Genomic DNA, 17,670 nt, shown 5'->3' with positions numbered 1-17,670 from the left:
CGATCAGGCGTTTGGCTCGTCTGTCGCAGGCGTTGATTCAGGCAGAAACCAGTTCATCACCAGCGCGCAGATACCGCCCGTGGCCACGCCTGATTCCAGCACGTTGCGCAGCGCCTGCGGCAGGTTTTCGAGGAATTCCGGCACCTGCGAAAAGCCCAGGCCGAGCGCCAGCGACACCGAGATGATCAACAGCGCACGACGATCCAGGTGGATGCCGGCGAGGATGTTGATTCCGGCTGCTGCCACCGCGCCGAACATCACCAGCGCGGCCCCGCCGAGCACCGGCTCGGGCACGGCCTGCAACACGCCAGCGACTGCCGGGAACAGGCCGAGCACCACCAGCATCACGGCAATCCACAGGCCAACGTAACGGCTGGCGATCCCGGTCAGTTGGATGATGCCGTTGTTCTGGGCGAACACCGAACTGGGGAAGGTATTGAACACGCCCGCCAGCAGCGAATTGACCCCGTTGACCAGTACCCCGCCCTTGATGCGCTGCATCCACAGCGGGCCTTCGACGGGCTGGCGCGACAGCTTGCTGGTCGCCGTGATATCACCGATGGCTTCCAGTGAGGTGACGAGATAGATCACCACCATCGGGATGAACAGGCTCCAGGAGAAGCCGAGACCGAAATGCAGCGGCATCGGCACTTCGAACAGCTCGGCTTCGCGCATCCCGGTGAAATCCAGCCGTCCCAGGTATGCGGCCAGCGCGTAGCCGATGGCCAGCGCGATGATGATCGCGCAACTGCGCATCCACACCACAGGCAAGCGGTTGAGCACGACGATGGCGCCCAGCACCACGCCGGAAAGCAGCAGGTTCTCGCGGCTGGCGAAGGTGCCGTCGCCCATGGCCGCGTAACCGCCGCCCATGCTGATCAGGCCGACCTTGATCAGCGTCAGGCCGATCATCAGGACCACGATGCCAGTCACCAGCGGGGTGATCAGGCGCTTGATGAATGGCAGGACGCGAGAGACGCCCATTTCGATGAAGGAACCGGCGATCACCACGCCGAAGATGGCCGCCATCACCGCCTCGACCGGCGTGCCCTGCTTGACCATCAGTACGCCGCCGGCGATCAGCGGCCCGACGAAATTGAAGCTGGTGCCCTGCACGATCAGCAGTCCGGCGCCAAGCGGGCCGAAGCGTTTGCACTGCACGAAGGTGGCGATGCCGGAAATCACCAGCGACATGGAAACGATGATGTTGGTATCACGCGGGGACACGCCGATGGCCTGGCAGATCAGCAGGCCAGGCGTGACGATGGGGACGATGATCGCCAGCAGATGCTGCAGCGCGGCGAGGAAGGTGATCCACGGACGCGGGCGGGCATCGAGCCCGTAGACCAGATCGTTCGGCGTGCCGGCGGCGGTGGGGGTGTCGGGGGCGTTCATGGCCGTCCTTGCGAAAAAAACGCGATTCTACGTGCAGCGGAGGGCAGGGCACAGCCGTATATGCGGACCGACTGAACGCTCCGGAACCCAGCCGTCTGCTGGCTGCGTCTTCTGGGGCGCGACGGTCGACGGGCAGCCTGACTACCTCCGGCTCCTGGGTCGTTCGAGTCCTGCGCCAAGCGTCACGAACGACGCCGGGTAAGCGGGTTAATGTTGTTGCTGACGCAAACCGTTTGGCGTTGATGCACAGCGCTATCAGCATCATCCGCCTCCATGACCCCGCCACGGCTGTGCTGCCAACGTGGCGTCACGCAACAAGGAAGGAAACCATGCAACGAGCGACTGAGCAGCAGCGAGCGCTGGTGATTTACCTGGCGTTGGGCCTGTTGCAGGGATCGATCTTATGGCTGGCCAGCGAACGCTGGCCGCAGGGGTCGGTCTGGCAGGCCCTGCTTTCGGCCTCGATCGTCTTCATCGTGGTGGGTGGATGGCAGCTGCAGATGCTTTGGGGCCAGTTGCGCGAGGCGGGCCGAGGGAAGCTGTTGTTGGCGGCGGTCCTGTTGCCGACGGCATTGTCGGGGTTGCTCGCGGTCCAGTTCGAGCAGCCACGCTGGTATCTGCTGGATGAACCTGTCGGCACGGTGCTGCTGTGGAGCCAACTGGCGCTGGCCTACATCCTTACGCCTTTCATCCAGGCGCGAAACTCGGCGCATCAGGGGGGCTTCGATTACAACGCGCTCTACCGTCATGCCTGGAACAACGGCCTGCTGCTTTTCATGGCGCTGGTCATGCTCGGTGTGTTCTGGCTGTTGATCTTGCTCTGGGCCGGTCTGTTCCGCATGCTCGGGGTCGACTATTTCATCGACTTGTTCTCTTCCTCCGGTTTCATCTGGATCGCCAGCAGCACGGTCGTCGCCGTCGGGCTGCGCATCGGCCTGGAGCGGATTCAGGTGGTCGATGCCTTGCGCAACGTGTTGCAGGCCATGTGTCGGTTCCTGTTGCCGATGACGGCCGTGATCCTGTTGCTGTTTGTGCTGTTCCTTCCGTTCACGGGCCTGGAGCCGCTCTGGGCGACCCGCCATGCAACGCCGATTCTGCTGTCGCTGGTGTTTGCCCATCTCGCACTGCTCAATGGGGTCGCTCAGGACGGTCAACAGACCGCTGATTATCCGCGACCACTACGCCTGCTGGTCGATATCAGCTCGATAGGCTTGCTGGTGCTCGTGGCGCTGGCGATTCATGCGCTGTGGTTGCGCATCGACCAGTACGGGCTGACACCGGACCGCATACTCGCGGCCCTGCTGGCGCTGATGGCGCTGCTGCATGGGCTGGCGTTGCTGACGGCGGTGCTCCGTCGCGGCCCTGGTTGGTTAAGCGGGCTCACGCGGAGTAATCCGCCATTGGCGCTTCTGAGCGCATGCCTGCTGGTGGTGATGTATGTGCCGGCACTCAGTCCGCTGCAACTGAGTGCGGTGAATCAGTACCAGCGGCTGCTCGATCACTCGGTGCCGGTGGAACGAACCGATCTGGCGGCCCTGCGCTTCAAACTCGGAGAGCCGGGGAGGCGTTATCTGGAGCAACTCCGCCAGCGTGTCGAGCAAGCTGATCTGGATGAAACACGGCGGGAATACCTGAAAGCAGCGTTGCAACGGCTCGAGGGGACGGATAGCTATTGGGCCTGGACGAGCGCGCCAGCGGAAACCGAGACATTGCCCGCGCTGCCCTGGTTGGGTGAATCGCTGGACGACGACGATGGGTCGCTGGCCCGGGCGATCGGTGCGCATCATTGCGACGCGACGGATGACTGTGCGCTGTTTGCGGTCGATCTGGATGCTGACGGCCAGCCGGAAGTGCTTCTGCTTAGAGGGGTGCGGCCAAGGGCCATTTCGGTGTTTGGACGTCGCGCGGAGCAATGGCGCCATCTGGGGCATTTGCGGATGCCTGACGGGAGTCCCGAGAAGAACGTCATTGCCGAACGGCTGGGTAGCGGAGCCTTTGAGCTCATCGCGCCACGCTACCAGGCCCTTGAGATCGACGGTGTGCGTCTGGAGCCGGTCATGACCGAGTAAAGGCTGCACCTGGCAGAAGAGGCCGAAGCGAGCTCGGGCCTCTTCTGCATCGCCCGATCAGTCTTCGAGCATCGCCTTGTTACGCACCGCGCCCTTGTCGGCGCTGGTGGCGAGCAGGGCGTAGGCCTTGAGCGCGGTGGTCACCTTGCGCGCGCGCGGGGCGGCGGGTTTCCAGCCTTTCTTGTCCTGCTCGATGCGGCGGTGGGAGAGCTCTTCATCACTGACCTGCAACTGGATGCTGCGGTTGGGGATGTCGATCAGCACCTTGTCGCCATCGCGCACCAGGCCGATGGCCCCGCCTGCGGCGGCTTCCGGGGAGGCATGGCCGATGGACAGGCCTGAGGTGCCGCCGGAGAAGCGACCGTCGGTCAGCAGGGCGCAGGCCTTGCCGAGTCCCTTGGATTTCAGGTACGAGGTCGGGTAAAGCATTTCCTGCATGCCCGGCCCGCCTTTCGGGCCCTCGTAACGGATGATGACGATGTCGCCCGCCTTCACTTCGTCGTTGAGGATGCCTTTCACGGCGCTGTCCTGACTTTCGAAAATCTTCGCCGTGCCTTCGAAGACCAGAATCGATTCGTCGACCCCGGCGGTCTTCACGACGCAGCCGTCCAGCGCGATGTTGCCGTAGAGCACGGCGAGGCCACCTTCCTGTGAATAGGCGTGCTCGACGCTGCGAATGCAGCCTTCGGCGCGATCCAGGTCCAGGCTGTCCCAACGGGTCGACTGGCTGAAGGCCGTCTGCGTCGGGATACCGGCCGGGCCGGCCCTGAAGAAGGTGTGCACGGCCTCGTCCCGGGTCTGGGTGATATCCCACTGGGCGATGGCTTCTTCCATGCTGCGGCTGTGCACGGTGGGCACGTCGGTGTGCAGCAGGCCGCCACGGGCCAGCTCGCCGAGGATGGAGAAGATGCCGCCGGCGCGGTGCACATCTTCCATGTGGTACTTCTGGATGTTCGGCGCGACCTTGCACAGCTGCGGCACCTTGCGCGACAAGGCGTCGATGGCGCGCAGGTCGAAGTCCACTTCGGCTTCCTGGGCCGCGGCCAGCAGGTGCAGGATGGTGTTGGTCGAGCCGCCCATGGCGATGTCCAGGGTCATGGCATTCTCGAACGCGCGACGGCTGGCGATGTTGCGCGGCAGCACCGATTCGTCGCCTTCGCCGTAATAGCGCTGGCACAGTTCGACAGCGGTACGGCCGGCGCGCAGGAACAGCTGCTCGCGATCGCTGTGGGTCGCCAGGGTCGAGCCGTTACCGGGCAGGGCGAGGCCCAGGGCTTCGGCCAGGCAGTTCATCGAGTTGGCGGTGAACATGCCGGAGCAGCTGCCGCAGGTCGGGCAGGCGCTGCGCTCGTATTCCGCGACCTTCTCGTCGGAGGCGCTTTCATCGGCGGCGATGACCATCGCATCGACCAGATCGAGGCCGTGGCTGGCGAGCTTGGTCTTGCCGGCTTCCATCGGCCCACCGGAGACGAACACCACCGGGATGTTCAGGCGCAGGGCGGCCATCAGCATGCCGGGGGTGATCTTGTCGCAGTTGGAGATGCAGACGATGGCGTCGGCGCAGTGAGCGTTGACCATGTATTCGACCGAGTCGGCGATGATCTCTCGCGAGGGCAGCGAATAGAGCATGCCGTCGTGGCCCATGGCGATGCCGTCGTCGACCGCGATGGTGTTGAATTCCTTGGCCACACCGCCGGCCTTCTCGATTTCACGGGCGACCAGCTGGCCAAGGTCCTTCAGGTGAACGTGGCCGGGTACGAACTGGGTGAACGAGTTGGCGATGGCGATGATCGGCTTCTTGAAGTCTTCATCCTTCATGCCGGTGGCGCGCCACAGTGCACGGGCACCGGCCATGTTGCGGCCGTGCGTGGAGGTTTTCGAGCGGTAATCGGGCATGACGGTTCCTGCGGCTAATCAGCGGGTCGAGTAGTGCTTATGGTGAGCGTCACCTGGGCCGCGTGCAACGGCAGGTGACCGTGCGTGCGGAGGGACCGGATCGAGGCGGGGTAACGCTCGTGCGGCCTGCGCCCACTGGCTCGCCGGGGGATAAAGGCGAGGAATGGACCCGATTCTACGCGCGGTCGCGGCACCGCGAAAGGCTGGCGGTCGGCCCGCGCCGTTCGGGACCAACAGCCTGCGTCGAACGCTCGGCACGTCCGAATCCGCTCGCCCCCTCTAAGCCTGAAGGGACGAGGTCGTCCACCTGCTCCAGAACGCCGTGGCGAAGCGCTGCCGTCAGCTATTGGGCAGAATCCGGCAGGTGATGCTCTTGATGTAGCGCGTTTCGGGAATCGCTGGATGCACCGGGTGGTCCGGGCCCTGGCCGCCGCGTTCGAGCAACTGGATGTTGCGATCCAGGTGTCGTGCGCTGCCGAGCAGAATATTCTGCAGATCGTCCTCGGGCAGATGCATCGAGCAGGACGCGCTGACCAGGATGCCGTCCTTGTTGAGCAGGCGCATGGCCATTTCGTTGAGGCGGCGATAGGCGGCCTCGCCGTTTTTCAGATCCTTCTTGCGTTTGATGAATGCCGGTGGGTCGGTGATGACCACATCGAAGCGTTCCTCGGCATTCTTCAGTTCCTTGATGGCCTCGAAGGCATCGCCCTCGACGCAGGTCATTTTCTCCGCGACGCCATTGAGGGCGGCGTTGCGCTCGACGCCATCGAGGGCGAACGCCGAGGCGTCGACGCAGAACACTTCACTGGCGCCGAACGCCGCGGCCTGCACGCCCCAGCCGCCGATATAGCTGAACAGGTCGAGCACCCGCTTGCCCTTGACGTAGGGGGCCAGGCGCGCGCGGTTCATCCGGTGATCGTAGAACCAGCCGGTCTTCTGGCCCTGCAGCACGGGGGCCTCGAACTTCACACCGTTTTCTTCCAGCGCCACCCACTCGGGTACCACGCCGAACGCGGTGTCGACGTAGCGTTCGAGGCCCTCGGCATCGCGCGCGCTGGAGTCGTTCTTCCACAGCACGCCGCGAGGCTTGAGTACCTGCACCAGGGCTTCGAGCACGGCGTCCTTGTTGCGCTCCATGGTGGCCGAAGCGAGTTGCACGACCAGATGATCATGGAAGCGATCGACCACCAGCCCCGGCAGCAGGTCGGAGTCGCCGTAGACCAGGCGGTAGCAGGGTTGATCGAACAATCGCTCGCGCAGCGACAGTGCCACCTGGATGCGATGCACCAGCAGCGATTTGTCCAGGCTGTGTTTGAGGTCGCGCGACAACAGGCGTGCGCAGATCAGGTTGTTCGGCGAAATGCCGACGATGCCCAGCGGCTTGCCGCCCGCAGCCTCCAGAATCGCCTGGTCACCCGCGGCGAAACCGCTCAGCGGCGTGGCGGCAGTGTCCACCTCGTTGCTGTAAACCCACAGATGGCCGGCGCGCAGGCGGCGATCGGCGTTGGCTTTGAGGCGCAGGCTGGGCAGGGTCATCGGGGCGGCTCCGGGTAAGGGGGCGGGCATTGTATAGGAGCGGCGCGCCACAGGCTTCAGGCGCGGGGAAAAGCATGCGCCTGAAGCCTGCCGTCAGGCCGTGAGCGCCTCGATCAGCGCCTCGCTGAAGGCGGGAATGTCGTCAGGCTTGCGGCTGCTGATGAGATGGCCATCGACCACCACCTGCTCGTCGACCCACTCGGCGCCAGCGTTCATCAGGTCATCGGTCAGCGAAGGCCAGCTGGTCATGCGTTTACCCTTGACCAGGTCGGCGGAGATCAGCAGCCAGGCTCCGTGGCAAATGACCGCAACCGTCTTGTTTTCACGGGCGGCATCGCGCACCAGCTCCTGGGCCATCTCATCGGTGCGGATGGTGTCAGAATTGACGACCCCTCCGGGCAGCAGCAGGGCGTCGTAATCCTCCATGCGGATGCTGTCGAAGGTGTCATCGACGTGAAACTTGGTGGCCGGTGTGGTGTGGTTCCACCCTGTGACCTCGCCGTTCTTCGCGGAAATGATGTGAACGGTGGCGCCCTTGTTTTCCAGAGCCTCCTTGGGACCGGTCAGCTCGACCTGCTCGAAGCCGTCGGTGACCAGGATCGCTACGCGTTTGCCGTTGAGTGACGCTGCCATTTCGTATCCTCCTCGTTGGGATTGCATCGATTCCGGGATTGGCGCTACTTGAAATCCGACCATGTTCTCGGCCAAAGTTCGCACTCTTTCCGTAATGGCCAATTGATACTGGTCGAGCTGGGCCACCTATGACAGTCGAGCTTTCAGACGAGCAGATTCGCGGCGTACTGCAGGGCATCAGCGTGCCGCCCCAGCCTCAGATCATGGTCGACCTGCAGATGGAGCAGATCGCGCCCGACCCGGACCTGCGCGCCATCGCGCGACTGATCGGCCAGGATCCCGGTCTCTCCGGCGCGCTGCTGAAAACGGTCAACTCGCCGTGGTTCGGCCTCGCCAACCGCATCGCGTCGATCCAGCAGGCGGTCAACCTGCTGGGCAGCCGTTCGGTGATCAACCTGATCAACGCACAATCGATCCGGGGTGAGCTGACCGACGCGGCCATCGTCACGCTGAACCGGTTCTGGGACACCGCGCAGGATGTCGCCATGGCCAGCCTGACCCTCGCCAAGCGCATCGGATATCCGGCGCCCGACGAGGCCTACACGCTGGGGCTGTTTCACAATTGCGGCATCGCCTTGATGCTGATGCGCTTTCCCGGATACATGGGCGTGCTGGAGCAAGCGTATGCCAGCGTCAGCCATGCCGTGCGCCTCACCGACATCGAGAACCGGGTGTTCGATACCAACCACGCGGTCGTCGGCTACTTCGTGGCTCGATCCTGGAAATTGCCGGAACATTTGTGCGAGGCGATCGCCGGTCACCATAATGCGCTGGCGTTGTTCGACGACGAATGGAGCGACCCGCGGATCAAGACGCTGCTGGCGATCCTGAAAATGGCCGAACATATCTGTGCCTGCCATCGCGTACTCGGTGCTCAGCCGGACGACCACGAGTGGACGGCGGTGGAGCGACAGGTCCTCGAATACGTCGGCCTCTCGGGGTACGATTTCGATTACCTCAAGGGCAGCATTCGCGAGCTGGGCGTGGGCTGACCGCGCCGACTCGATAGCTGCTAAGGTCGCCATCCGGTTCATTGTCGATAGTCCATATGCCTGAGCTTCCCGAAGTCGAAACCACCCGTCGCGGCATCGAGCCGCACCTGATCGGCCAGCGTGTCAGCCGCGTGATCGTGCGCGAGCGCCGGCTACGCTGGCCGATCCCGGACGATCTGGACGTGCGCTTGTCGGGCCAGCGTATCGAGGCGGTCGAACGTCGCGCCAAGTACCTGCTGATCAAGGCTGAGGTCGGCACGTTGATCGCCCATCTGGGCATGTCGGGCAGTCTTCGACTGGTGCCGGCGGATACCCCGGTGGGCAAGCACGAGCACGTCGATATCCTGCTCGAATCCGGCATGGCGCTGCGCTACACCGATCCACGCCGCTTCGGTGCGCTGCTCTGGAGCGACGCCCCGCTCAGCCATGTGCTACTCGCCAGCCTCGGCCCGGAACCGCTCGGCGACGCCTTCGATGGCGACCGGCTGTTCCAGATGTCGCGTGGGCGCAGCATGGCGGTCAAACCGTTCATCATGGATAACGCGGTGGTGGTGGGTGTCGGCAATATCTATGCGAGCGAGGCGCTGTTCGCCGCCGGAATCGACCCACGGCGGGCCGCCGGCACAGTATCGCGGGCGCGCTATCTGAAGCTTGCCGTCGAGATCAAGCGGATTCTCGCCTACGCCATCGAGCGCGGCGGGACGACGCTGCGCGACTTCGTCGGGGGCGACGGCAAGCCTGGCTACTTTCAGCAGGAATTGTTCGTCTATGGTCGCGGCGGCGATCTGTGCAAGAGCTGCGGTGCGACATTGCGCGAAATTCGCCTGGGTCAGCGCGCCAGCGTGTTCTGCCGACGGTGCCAGCGTTGATGCGATCGCTGCGCAGGCATTGACGGCGTTCACGATCAACAACGGTCGGCCGCTGCTATAGTGACCGCCACAACAATCGTCTGCCTCGTTTCGCCCAGCTGAAGGACCACACCATGAAACTGTTTCGCTCCACTGCTGTTGTCTTGGCCCTCTCCACCGGTCTGCTGGCGATGCCGGCCCAGGCGCAATCGGTGCAGCAGAATGCCAGCGGCGACCCGATGTACACCGTCGAGGCACCCAAGGCGTTTTCCATCGTCGGCGATCTGCTGATCGCCCGTCCGTTGCTGATCGCCGCGACGGCAATCGGTGCCGGCCTGTTCGTCGTCAGCCTGCCGTTCAGCGCCATGGGCGGCGGTATCAAGGAAACCGGCCAGGCGTTGGTGGTCGAGCCTGGCGCGGCGGCGTTCGCTCGTTGCCTGGGTTGCACCCGCGTCGGCTATAACCGCCAGGACTGATCGTCCGCAGGGAGAGGGCAGCGGCCCTGCGCCGAGGGGCCTGCCTGCCGGGCGCGGCCGGTGCCTGACCCTCGTTTCGCTGTTTCAGGTTCAATCGTATAGCTGCTCGCGCAGGCGTCCGTCGCTCCCGGCAGGTGCGATCGATTCTGCGCGACGATCTTGAAGCAGGCCTGCCGAACGGCGGTCTCGGTTGCAGCGAGCTTTGTGGGGAACCGGGCGGGATGCCGCCTGGCGTCGTTTATTCAGGCCTTGCCGGTGATGATCAGGTATTTCTGCATCAGCTCGTCCTTGCTCTCGACGTTGCTTTCATCGAGCGGGATGCAGTCCACCGGACAGACTTGCTGGCACTGGGGCTCGTCATAGTGGCCGACGCATTCGGTGCAGAGGTTGGGATCGATGACGTAGATTTCCTCACCTTGGGAAATCGCGCTGTTCGGGCACTCGGGCTCGCACACATCGCAGTTGATGCAGTCATCGGTAATGATCAGGGACATCCAGCTAGCTCCAGCTGCGGCATTGACCGCAGCACAGGTAGAAAACGACGCGCCAATTTTGCCGCATCCGCTCGCCGGGTGCACGCGGCAGTGCTCGCCCTCTGTCGGCAATGCACGCCAGGCGCGTGTTCGGACGCGTTAGCGTGAGGCGAAGCGCTCGGCCAGCGCCTTCATCACCGAAGGATGAACGAACTTGGTGACATCGCCGTCGAGTCGGGCGATCTCACGTACCAGCGTCGAGGAAATGTAGGAGAATTTCTCCGACGGGGTCAGAAACAGGCTTTCGACGTCTGGCGCCAGTTGCCGATTCATGTTGGCCAACTGGAATTCGTATTCGAAGTCCGACACCGCACGCAGGCCCCGTAGCAGGACGTTGGCCTTCTGCTCGATGACGAAGTGCGCCAGCAGCGTGGAGAAGCCCAGCACTTTGACGTTGGGCAGGTGCGCAGTCACTTCCTGGGCCAGCGCCACGCGCTGTTCAAGCGGAAACAGCGGATTCTTGTTAGGGCTGGCAGCGACCGCAATGATCACTTCATCGAACAGGCGTGAGGCGCGCTCGACCAGGTCGGTGTGGCCCATGGTGATCGGATCGAAGGTTCCCGGATACAACACTCGATTCATTGCGGCGTCCTGACGCAGGCGTGGGGGGTGGATGGTAGCGGCTCGGTAACGGCAGCGTAAAGCATCAAAGCGCTACCCCATCGCGCGACTGGCCGGCCCCTTTCCAAGTGCCTGGCGGGCTGGCCAGCGCTGCGGGGCGCGCAGCGTTTCAGGTGTCGCCAACAGGGCTTCAACGCACGAACAGCTTGTAGATCAGCTTCTGCCATAGCTTGCCATAAGGGGGATAGATCATCCGGGCGGCATTGATGCGTTGCTTGATGAATACACCTTTGGCCTTGCTGAACGTGAGAAATCCCTCATGGCCATGGTAGTGGCCCATGCCCGAAGGCCCGACGCCGCCAAAGGGAAGGTCGTCCTGGGCGACATGAAGCAACGTGTCGTTGAGGCAGACACCGCCAGAGTGGGTGCGGCGCAGCACTTCGCGCTGCTCGGCCCTGTCGTAGCCGAAGTAGTAAAGCGCCAACGGGCGCGGGCGCGCATTGATATAGGCGAGGGCGTGGTCGATGTCGTCGTAGGGCACGATGGGCAGCAACGGGCCGAAGATCTCGTGCTTCATCACGTCCATGTCGTCGTTCACATCGAGCAGCAGGCAGTGCGGCATGCGGCGCTCCTGGCCCTGTTCGAACAGCGGCAGCAGGCGCGCGCCCTTGGCTTGGGCATCGTCCAGGTAACCTTGCAGGCGAGCGTGCTGGCGCCGGTTGACGATGCTGGTGTAGTCCGGGTTGTCCGCCAGCTGCGGGTAGAAGCGTCGCACCGCCTGGCGATAGGCCTCGACGAAGCCCTCCACACGATCGCGCGGCATCAGTACGTAGTCCGGTGCGACGCAGGTCTGGCCGGCGTTGAGTGACTTGCCGAACGCGATGCGCTGCGCCGCGTCATCCAACGGTACGTTACGTGAAACGATGACCGGCGACTTGCCCCCCAGTTCGAGGGTTACCGGCGTCAGGTTCTGCGCCGCAGCGCGCATTACCTGCCGACCGACGCAGGTACTGCCGGTGAACAGAAGGTGGTCGAACGGCAACTTCGAAAAGGCGATCCCCACGTCCGCTTCGCCGAGCACCACCGCGACTTGATCCTCCGGGAATATCTGCGCCAGCAGGGCTTTGAGCAATCGGCCGGTCGCGGGAGTGGACTCGCTCATCTTCAGCATGACCCGGTTGCCGGCCGCCAGTGCGCCGATCAGCGGGCCGATGGCCAGGTACAGCGGATAGTTCCACGGAACGATGATGCCGACCACTCCGAGTGGCTGGTAGATCACTTTGGCGCTGGCGGGTTGGAAAGCAATACCCACGCTGCGCCGCGACGGCTTCATCCATTGCCGCAGGCGGCGTTTGGCGTACCGAATGCCATGCAGGCTGGGCATGATTTCGGCGAGGCGTGTCTCGTCTGCCGAGCGGTTGCCGAAATCTTCGCTGATGGCTTCCATGAGCGCTTGCTGATGACTGGCCAACAGATCGTGCAGCGCCTCCAGCGCTTGCTGGCGGTCCTCTTCGGTCGGGCTGGGATCGGCCTGGAAGGCGCTACGCTGGCGGTCGAGCAGCGGTTGGAGGCGCTCGATTTCGAGGTCTGGCTGGTTCAGAAAAGCGACATCTGCAAGCACGAGGATGCTCCGGGGGGCAGGCAAGTGCCGAATTTATTTAGAGCAGATGCCCGGGTCTGTCAACGCGCGAGCAGGCGGTGCGCCACGCCCGGCCAGTCGCAGTCATCGCCATGATGAACCGTTTCGCGAAGACCGGACACGTTTCGTTCGTGGGCTGTTATCGGACTGTAACCGCACTGTCATTCAATTGACGTTCGAGGCTTCTGACGAGTGGCATTCGCGGTGATGACGAAATAATGGCATCCGGCAGGGGCTGAGATTAGAATGATGTCCAATTGATATCACTTTATCGAGTGTCTTCGCATCATGCCTGTCTTGCCTCGGGTCGCCGTATTGGGTGGCACTCATCTCGGCCGCACCACCTTACAGATAGATCGGTACGATGGCTTGCCGGCCTTGCTGGCTTCCACCGATTACGACGTCCTGTTGCTGGACGCGCCTGCTGCGATCGCGGGCCAATGGCTGCGCGAGCTGCGAGCCAACAAGCGCTATCGATTCTGCCTCATCTATTGCTGTCAGGATCAGGATGCCTGGTGCATGGCGCTGGGTGACGGCGCGCCGCTTGCCGACCTTGAGGCGCTCACGCCGCTGTGGCGGTTGTGGCAGGAACGCAGCGCCCTGTTCAACCAGGGCGCTGCGCCAGATCGCTTCGAGAGCCGGGTCCTCGCCTGGCTATGGCTGCGTCCACGCGGAGGCCTGCAGGCGGTACGCGATGCCAACACGGCACAGCATTACCGGTACCCGGTCCTCGAAGCGCTGGAAGATGACGAAACGCCCAATGCGTTCGCCTGGCTGCAACTCATGGTGCAGCAGGGTTGGCTTGAGGAGGGCGAGTTGCTTGATCGCGTGCGGTTGTGCATCGGCTGCGGCTCTGGCCGGCTGAACTACGTCGACGTCTGTCCTGAATGCGAAACCCTGGACATTGCCCGCCAGCCCTCGTTGCACTGCTTCACCTGCGGCCATGTCGGCGCGCAGGAGCATTTCCTCAAGGACGGCTTGCTGCTCTGCCCGAACTGCCTGTCCCGCTTGCGCCACATTGGTAGCGATTACGATCGGCCGCTGGAGAACTACCGCTGCCGCGGTTGCCAGGCATTCTTCGTCGATGCGGATATCGAGGCGCGCTGCCTGGATTGCGGTCGTTCTCACGAGCCGGACAAACTGCGGGTACGGGAGGTGCGCAACTATAGGCTGGCGGAGTCCGGTCGCTTGCGGTGTCGCCAGGGATACAGCACCACCGTCACCCATCACGACCAGTTCGGTCGGCTCAACCTGCTGAGCCCGAAATCCTTCCACGAGCTGCTCAATTGGCAGTTGCAATTGGTGCGGCGCTACAAGGCGCCTGCGTTTTCCATGCTGGGCTTGCGCTTCGTCAATCTCACCGCGACCGTCAGCGAACTGGGCGAATTACGTGGCCATGCGCTGATAGACGGTCTGGTCGAGCGCCTCCAGGAGGCCGTACGTGACACCGATCGCTGCAGCCGGGTCAGCGAGGAAGTTCTCTGGATCATGATGCCGCATACCGATGCGATGGGGCTCGATGTGGTGCGCAAACGATTGGCCCAGGGTGCGGAACAATTGGTGCAAGGGCAAATCGGGCGCCTGCAATTGCGTCACGCGGGGTTCACTGCGCCAGGCGATCTGCTCGAACAGGAGGATGCGGCCCTGTTGCTGGCGCGCCTGAACGGAGCCCTGGTCTGATGGAAGGCTTCTGGTTGCAATGGCTTGGCATTCTCGGCGAGATCGACAAGCCGCAGGGACTTGGTTATCTGCTGGTCATGCTGTTTCCGGCGTTTCTGCTGCTGGAAGTGCCGCTCAACCTGCTGGTGCTGGTCGGCGTCCTGCGCTGGTTTGTGCGCAAGCCGTTCGTGCTGCCGGAAGGCAACGGCTATCAACCTCGCGTCAGTTGCGTGATCACCTGCTATAGCGAAGGCCGCGACGTGCAGACGACATTGCTCAGCCTGTGCGAGCAGACGTACCGTGGCGAAATCGAGCTGATTCCCGTGGTGGATGGCGCCGCGGCGAACCACGCGACGATGCAGGCCGTACGGGATTTTCGCGTCGATACGCAGCTGTACCCGCGCCGCTACCTGCGGCCCATCGCAAAATGGCAGCGTGGCGGACGGGTCTCTTCGCTCAACGCCGGGCTCGAGTACAGCACCGGTGACATCGTCATGGCACTGGATGGAGACACCTCGTTCGATAACGACATGGTCGTGAACATCGTCAGGCATTTCCAGGACCCGGCCGTGCCAGCGGTCGCCGGCAGCCTGCGGGTGCGCAACAGTCGCGTGTCGTTGACCACGGCGATGCAGGCGCTGGAATATCTGCTGTCGATCCAGATGGCCAAGATCGGCCTCAGCGAATGGAACGTGGTGAACAATGTGTCCGGCGCGTTCGGGGCGTTCCGCCGCAGTTTTCTGCTGAAGATCGGCGGCTGGGATACGCATACCGCAGAAGACCTGGATATCACCCTGCGGATCAAAAACTATTTCGGGCGCCGACCGCTGCGCATTCCCTTCGAGCCCCGCGCCATCGGACACACCGATGCGCCGGCGACGTTCCGTCAGTTTCTGCTGCAGCGCTTGCGCTGGGATGGCGATCTTTTCTTTCTCTACGCGCGCAAGCACCGTCACAGCTTCACGCCGCGGCTGCTGGGTTGGCCGAATTTCCTGGCAGTGCTGGTCAGCGGGTTTTTCTTTCAGCTGGTGTTGCCCTTCATCATTGTCGGCTACTTCCTCGTGGGGTTGTTCACGCTGCAGCTGTCCACCTTCCTGGTGCTCGCCTTGCTGGTTTATCTGGTCTACCTGGCCAATACCCTGCTGGGTTACCTCGCGTTGCTGGCCATGGTTTCCGAGCGCCCCCGCGAAGATTCATGGCTGCTATGGGCGGTGCCGCTGTTCCCGCTGTTCATGTTCGTCCTGCGGTGCTGGAGCGCTGTGGCGATTCTCAACGAGATGGTGCGGCGTGGCCATGAAGAGACGGCTATGGCGCCCTGGTGGGTGCTGCGCAAGGCGAAGAGGTTCTGATGCGGCGTTCGTGCACCTTCCTGGCCATGATGTGGATGGCCTCTGCCAGCCATGCTGAGTCGCTTCCACTTTCTCGCTTGCTCGACACGGTCGAGGCTGCGCCCGTGGTACGCGCGGTCGATGCCGAATTGACCGCGCTCGATTCGCTCAGGCAGCAGCGTGAAGCCGAGGCCGGCTGGCAGTGGTTCGCGTCGGCTGGAGCGGGCCGTTATCGTGAACTCGTCACCGAAGACGTGCGAGACGATTACCAGGGCAGAGACTTGGCGCTGGGCCTGCGCCATCCGCTGCTGGGCAGCCTGCACCGGCAGCTGGATGCGGTGAAGGTCGTCGAGAGCGAGCGGCAACAGCAGCAAGCCCGACGTTCTCTTTATCGCGCACAGCAACGCCTGGCGTTGCGAAGCGCTTACGCGGACTGGTGGCGGGCACAACAGGAGTCGCGTTGGTGTGAGGGACATGCAGACAGCGTGCAACGGTCGCGCGACCAGTTGGCGGAGCGGGTTCGTGGAGGTTGGCTGCTCGCCTCCGAGGCCCGCCTGCTCGATGGTCGCTGGCAAGCCCTGCAGCGCCGCTGTTCCGAAAGTGGACAGGTGCTTGAAGAAACCCGGTATCAGCTGAGCGTGTCGAGCGGTCAACCGGTCGAGGCGCCGCTCCAGGCCGTGCCGGAAACGCTGGCAACGACGGCGCAGCCGTTGAGCGCCTGGCTCAATGGATTGGAGGCGCACCCACGCCTCGATGCGCGACGTGAGCAGCTCCGGCTCGCCGAGCAGAGTCGGCACACGCCCTGGTACACGGGCATCGATTCGAGTTTCAGCGTCGCGCAGAGCTACGAAGACCGTAACGGTGGCAGCAAACCGGGCAGTGGGCTGGTGGCCAGCATCAGTCTGTCGGCGCCGTTCGATCCCTTGGCGTACGGCAAGGCGCGGGGTGATGAGCGCGAGGCGCGTCATCAGGCCGCCATGGCGCAGTTGCAGGCCGAGCGCGATCTGCTGGTGCAGGCGATCGGCCAGGCGTTGGGTGCGCATCGGCACGCGGCTGATGAGTTGCTGGAGGCGCGCCAGCAGCGGGACGCCGCCGCGTTGGCCGTACGGGAGCAAAGGTTACGCCTGGAAAACAGTGTCGATCAGGCCTACGCGGGTGCCATGAGCGCGGCCCTCGACCAGGCGTATTCGGAGCTTCGGCTGATCGCCGCTTGGCATGGCCTGTGGCTGCGGCAGGCCGCGCTGCAGTTGTTCCTGGACGACAGCGAAGTGCATCCGGCCATGCTCGGTCCGGTGCAGCTCGACTGGCGCGAATGGGCGACCAACGACGCGCCTGTGGCGCTCATGCAGCCGGATCGTTGGCGGCGGGGAACATACGTCTGGGACAGCCGCCGGCTGTTGGACGCTAACAGCCGCGCCGATGAATTGGCCTCGCTGGTGCAGGCCGGCATGCAGCGCATCTATCTGGGACTCAGCGCGGCGCAACTTGCCGCACCGGATCGCTTGAAGGACCAGTTGCAGGTCACGCTCAGCGAAGCGCGCTCGCAGGGGCTCGAGGTGGCATTGCTGCTGGGCGATCCCGATTGGCTTTTGCCGGCTCGCCGTCAGGGGCTCATCGACGTGCTGGCCACGCTGGCCCTCCTGCCGTTCAGCGCCTTGCACCTGGATCTGGAGGTCGAACAGCTTGGCTGGCCAGTGCCGACGGCCCGGTTGCAGGACTGGATGGACACGCTGGCCGAGGTCGCGCAGGCCAGCCACTGGCCGGTGGAAATATCGAGCCATCATCGCTGGTTCGCCGCGCCACGCCCCGGTGAGTACTGCGTGCCATGTCGCCTCGATCAGCGCGGCGTACGGCAGATCAGTCTGATGATCTACACCCGCAATCCCGAACGCAGCGCCGAGCTGGCGCAAGGCATCGCGCGGCGCTGGCCGGGCCTGTCGTTTCGCCTCGCGCAGAGCGTGGAGCCACAGCTGCCCGCGGAGCAAACCTGGAGCGGCCAGTCGCGCGCGCAACTGCACGCGCAGGAAGCGCGCTGGCGGCAGCGGCTGCACGCAGCCTCCATCACCGGAATCGACTGGCAGGACTGGTCCTACTACCCCCATTGA

14 protein-coding genes are annotated in these 17,670 nt (G+C 63.8%); 7 read left to right on the top strand and 7 right to left on the bottom strand.

The features are described 5' to 3' along the window. Positions 1 to 3 precede the first annotated feature (3 nt). Complete coding sequence (locus GQA94_RS01715) at positions 4 to 1,395, bottom strand: uracil-xanthine permease family protein (RefSeq protein ID WP_158186440.1); 1,392 nt, start codon at positions 1,393 to 1,395, stop codon at positions 4 to 6. 329 nt (positions 1,396 to 1,724) lie between these two features. On the opposite strand from GQA94_RS01715, the gene GQA94_RS01710 reads away from it, so the two are divergent. Further along, the gene (locus tag GQA94_RS01710; protein ID WP_158186439.1) at positions 1,725 to 3,464 is read left to right on the top strand and encodes a DUF4153 domain-containing protein; all 1,740 of its coding nucleotides are present in this window, start codon (positions 1,725 to 1,727) and stop codon (positions 3,462 to 3,464) included. A gap of 57 nt (positions 3,465 to 3,521) precedes the next feature. Here GQA94_RS01710 and ilvD read toward each other — a convergent pair whose 3' ends face one another. From ilvD to GQA94_RS01695, 3 genes are all read right to left on the bottom strand, one after another. Next, the gene (gene ilvD / locus GQA94_RS01705) at positions 3,522 to 5,360 is read right to left on the bottom strand and encodes a dihydroxy-acid dehydratase (RefSeq protein WP_158186438.1); all 1,839 of its coding nucleotides are present in this window, start codon (positions 5,358 to 5,360) and stop codon (positions 3,522 to 3,524) included. Positions 5,361 to 5,699: 339 nt separating this feature from the next. Then, positions 5,700 to 6,896 carry a class I SAM-dependent rRNA methyltransferase gene (locus GQA94_RS01700; RefSeq protein ID WP_158186437.1) on the bottom strand — a complete coding sequence of 399 codons (1,197 nt, stop codon included), beginning with the start codon at positions 6,894 to 6,896 and terminating at the stop codon, positions 5,700 to 5,702. A gap of 93 nt (positions 6,897 to 6,989) precedes the next feature. Beyond that, positions 6,990 to 7,529, bottom strand: coding sequence for a type 1 glutamine amidotransferase domain-containing protein (locus GQA94_RS01695; protein WP_158186436.1), 540 nt, complete (start codon positions 7,527 to 7,529; stop codon positions 6,990 to 6,992). 128 nt (positions 7,530 to 7,657) lie between these two features. On the opposite strand from GQA94_RS01695, the gene GQA94_RS01690 reads away from it, so the two are divergent. From GQA94_RS01690 to GQA94_RS01680, 3 genes are all read left to right on the top strand, one after another. Then, positions 7,658 to 8,521 (top strand): HDOD domain-containing protein, encoded by an 864-nt coding sequence (locus GQA94_RS01690; RefSeq protein ID WP_158186435.1) that lies wholly within the window; start codon positions 7,658 to 7,660, stop codon positions 8,519 to 8,521. Positions 8,522 to 8,577: 56 nt separating this feature from the next. Beyond that, positions 8,578 to 9,390, top strand: coding sequence for a bifunctional DNA-formamidopyrimidine glycosylase/DNA-(apurinic or apyrimidinic site) lyase (mutM, locus tag GQA94_RS01685; RefSeq protein WP_158186434.1), 813 nt, complete (start codon positions 8,578 to 8,580; stop codon positions 9,388 to 9,390). A gap of 113 nt (positions 9,391 to 9,503) precedes the next feature. After that, complete coding sequence (locus tag GQA94_RS01680; RefSeq protein ID WP_158186433.1) at positions 9,504 to 9,845, top strand: multidrug transporter; 342 nt, start codon at positions 9,504 to 9,506, stop codon at positions 9,843 to 9,845. 242 nt (positions 9,846 to 10,087) lie between these two features. On the opposite strand, the gene GQA94_RS01675 is transcribed toward GQA94_RS01680, so the two are convergent. From GQA94_RS01675 to GQA94_RS01665, 3 genes are all read right to left on the bottom strand, one after another. Next, on the bottom strand, positions 10,088 to 10,339 hold the full coding sequence (locus GQA94_RS01675) for a YfhL family 4Fe-4S dicluster ferredoxin (protein WP_025243441.1): 252 nt from the start codon (positions 10,337 to 10,339) through the stop codon (positions 10,088 to 10,090). Between the two features lie 138 nt (positions 10,340 to 10,477). After that, positions 10,478 to 10,960 (bottom strand): pantetheine-phosphate adenylyltransferase, encoded by a 483-nt coding sequence (coaD, locus tag GQA94_RS01670; protein ID WP_158186432.1) that lies wholly within the window; start codon positions 10,958 to 10,960, stop codon positions 10,478 to 10,480. A gap of 169 nt (positions 10,961 to 11,129) precedes the next feature. Beyond that, positions 11,130 to 12,560 carry a coniferyl aldehyde dehydrogenase gene (locus GQA94_RS01665; protein WP_158186431.1) on the bottom strand — a complete coding sequence of 477 codons (1,431 nt, stop codon included), beginning with the start codon at positions 12,558 to 12,560 and terminating at the stop codon, positions 11,130 to 11,132. A 306-nt stretch (positions 12,561 to 12,866) separates the two neighbouring features. On the opposite strand from GQA94_RS01665, the gene GQA94_RS01660 reads away from it, so the two are divergent. The 3 genes from GQA94_RS01660 to GQA94_RS01650 are packed head-to-tail and all read left to right on the top strand — an operon-like array spanning position 12,867 to position 17,670. After that, a complete protein-coding gene (locus GQA94_RS01660) occupies positions 12,867 to 14,258 on the top strand; it encodes a diguanylate cyclase domain-containing protein (protein ID WP_158186430.1) in 1,392 nt (463 codons plus the stop codon). Beyond that, positions 14,258 to 15,586: a glycosyltransferase family 2 protein gene (locus tag GQA94_RS01655; RefSeq protein WP_158186429.1), complete on the top strand. Its 1,329-nt coding sequence runs from the start codon at positions 14,258 to 14,260 to the stop codon at positions 15,584 to 15,586. Before GQA94_RS01660 ends, GQA94_RS01655 begins: the two co-directional genes overlap by 1 nt. Continuing rightward, positions 15,586 to 17,670: a TolC family protein gene (locus GQA94_RS01650; RefSeq protein ID WP_158186428.1), complete on the top strand. Its 2,085-nt coding sequence runs from the start codon at positions 15,586 to 15,588 to the stop codon at positions 17,668 to 17,670. Before GQA94_RS01655 ends, GQA94_RS01650 begins: the two co-directional genes overlap by 1 nt.

The organism is Stutzerimonas stutzeri (assembly GCF_009789555.1).
GTDB lineage: Bacteria > Pseudomonadota > Gammaproteobacteria > Pseudomonadales > Pseudomonadaceae > Stutzerimonas > Stutzerimonas stutzeri_R.
This window is presented reverse-complemented; position numbering and strand designations above follow the sequence as displayed.

Bases quoted from the DNA above. Each gene is read 5' to 3' on its own strand.
- GQA94_RS01715 (WP_158186440.1), bottom strand. From the start codon at position 1,395: ATGAACGCCCCCGACACCCCCACCGCCGCCGGCACGCCGAACGATCTG.
- GQA94_RS01695 (WP_158186436.1), bottom strand. From the start codon at position 7,529: ATGGCAGCGTCACTCAACGGCAAACGCGTAGCGATCCTGGTCACCGAC.
- GQA94_RS01650 (WP_158186428.1), top strand. From the start codon at position 15,586: ATGCGGCGTTCGTGCACCTTCCTGGCCATGATGTGGATGGCCTCTGCC.
- ilvD (WP_158186438.1), bottom strand. From the start codon at position 5,360: ATGCCCGATTACCGCTCGAAAACCTCCACGCACGGCCGCAACATGGCC.
- GQA94_RS01655 (WP_158186429.1), top strand. From the start codon at position 14,258: ATGGAAGGCTTCTGGTTGCAATGGCTTGGCATTCTCGGCGAGATCGAC.
- GQA94_RS01700 (WP_158186437.1), bottom strand. From the start codon at position 6,896: ATGACCCTGCCCAGCCTGCGCCTCAAAGCCAACGCCGATCGCCGCCTG.
- GQA94_RS01680 (WP_158186433.1), top strand. From the start codon at position 9,504: ATGAAACTGTTTCGCTCCACTGCTGTTGTCTTGGCCCTCTCCACCGGT.
- GQA94_RS01660 (WP_158186430.1), top strand. From the start codon at position 12,867: ATGCCTGTCTTGCCTCGGGTCGCCGTATTGGGTGGCACTCATCTCGGC.
- coaD (WP_158186432.1), bottom strand. From the start codon at position 10,960: ATGAATCGAGTGTTGTATCCGGGAACCTTCGATCCGATCACCATGGGC.
- mutM (WP_158186434.1), top strand. From the start codon at position 8,578: ATGCCTGAGCTTCCCGAAGTCGAAACCACCCGTCGCGGCATCGAGCCG.
- GQA94_RS01710 (WP_158186439.1), top strand. From the start codon at position 1,725: ATGCAACGAGCGACTGAGCAGCAGCGAGCGCTGGTGATTTACCTGGCG.
- GQA94_RS01690 (WP_158186435.1), top strand. From the start codon at position 7,658: ATGACAGTCGAGCTTTCAGACGAGCAGATTCGCGGCGTACTGCAGGGC.
- GQA94_RS01675 (WP_025243441.1), bottom strand. From the start codon at position 10,339: ATGTCCCTGATCATTACCGATGACTGCATCAACTGCGATGTGTGCGAG.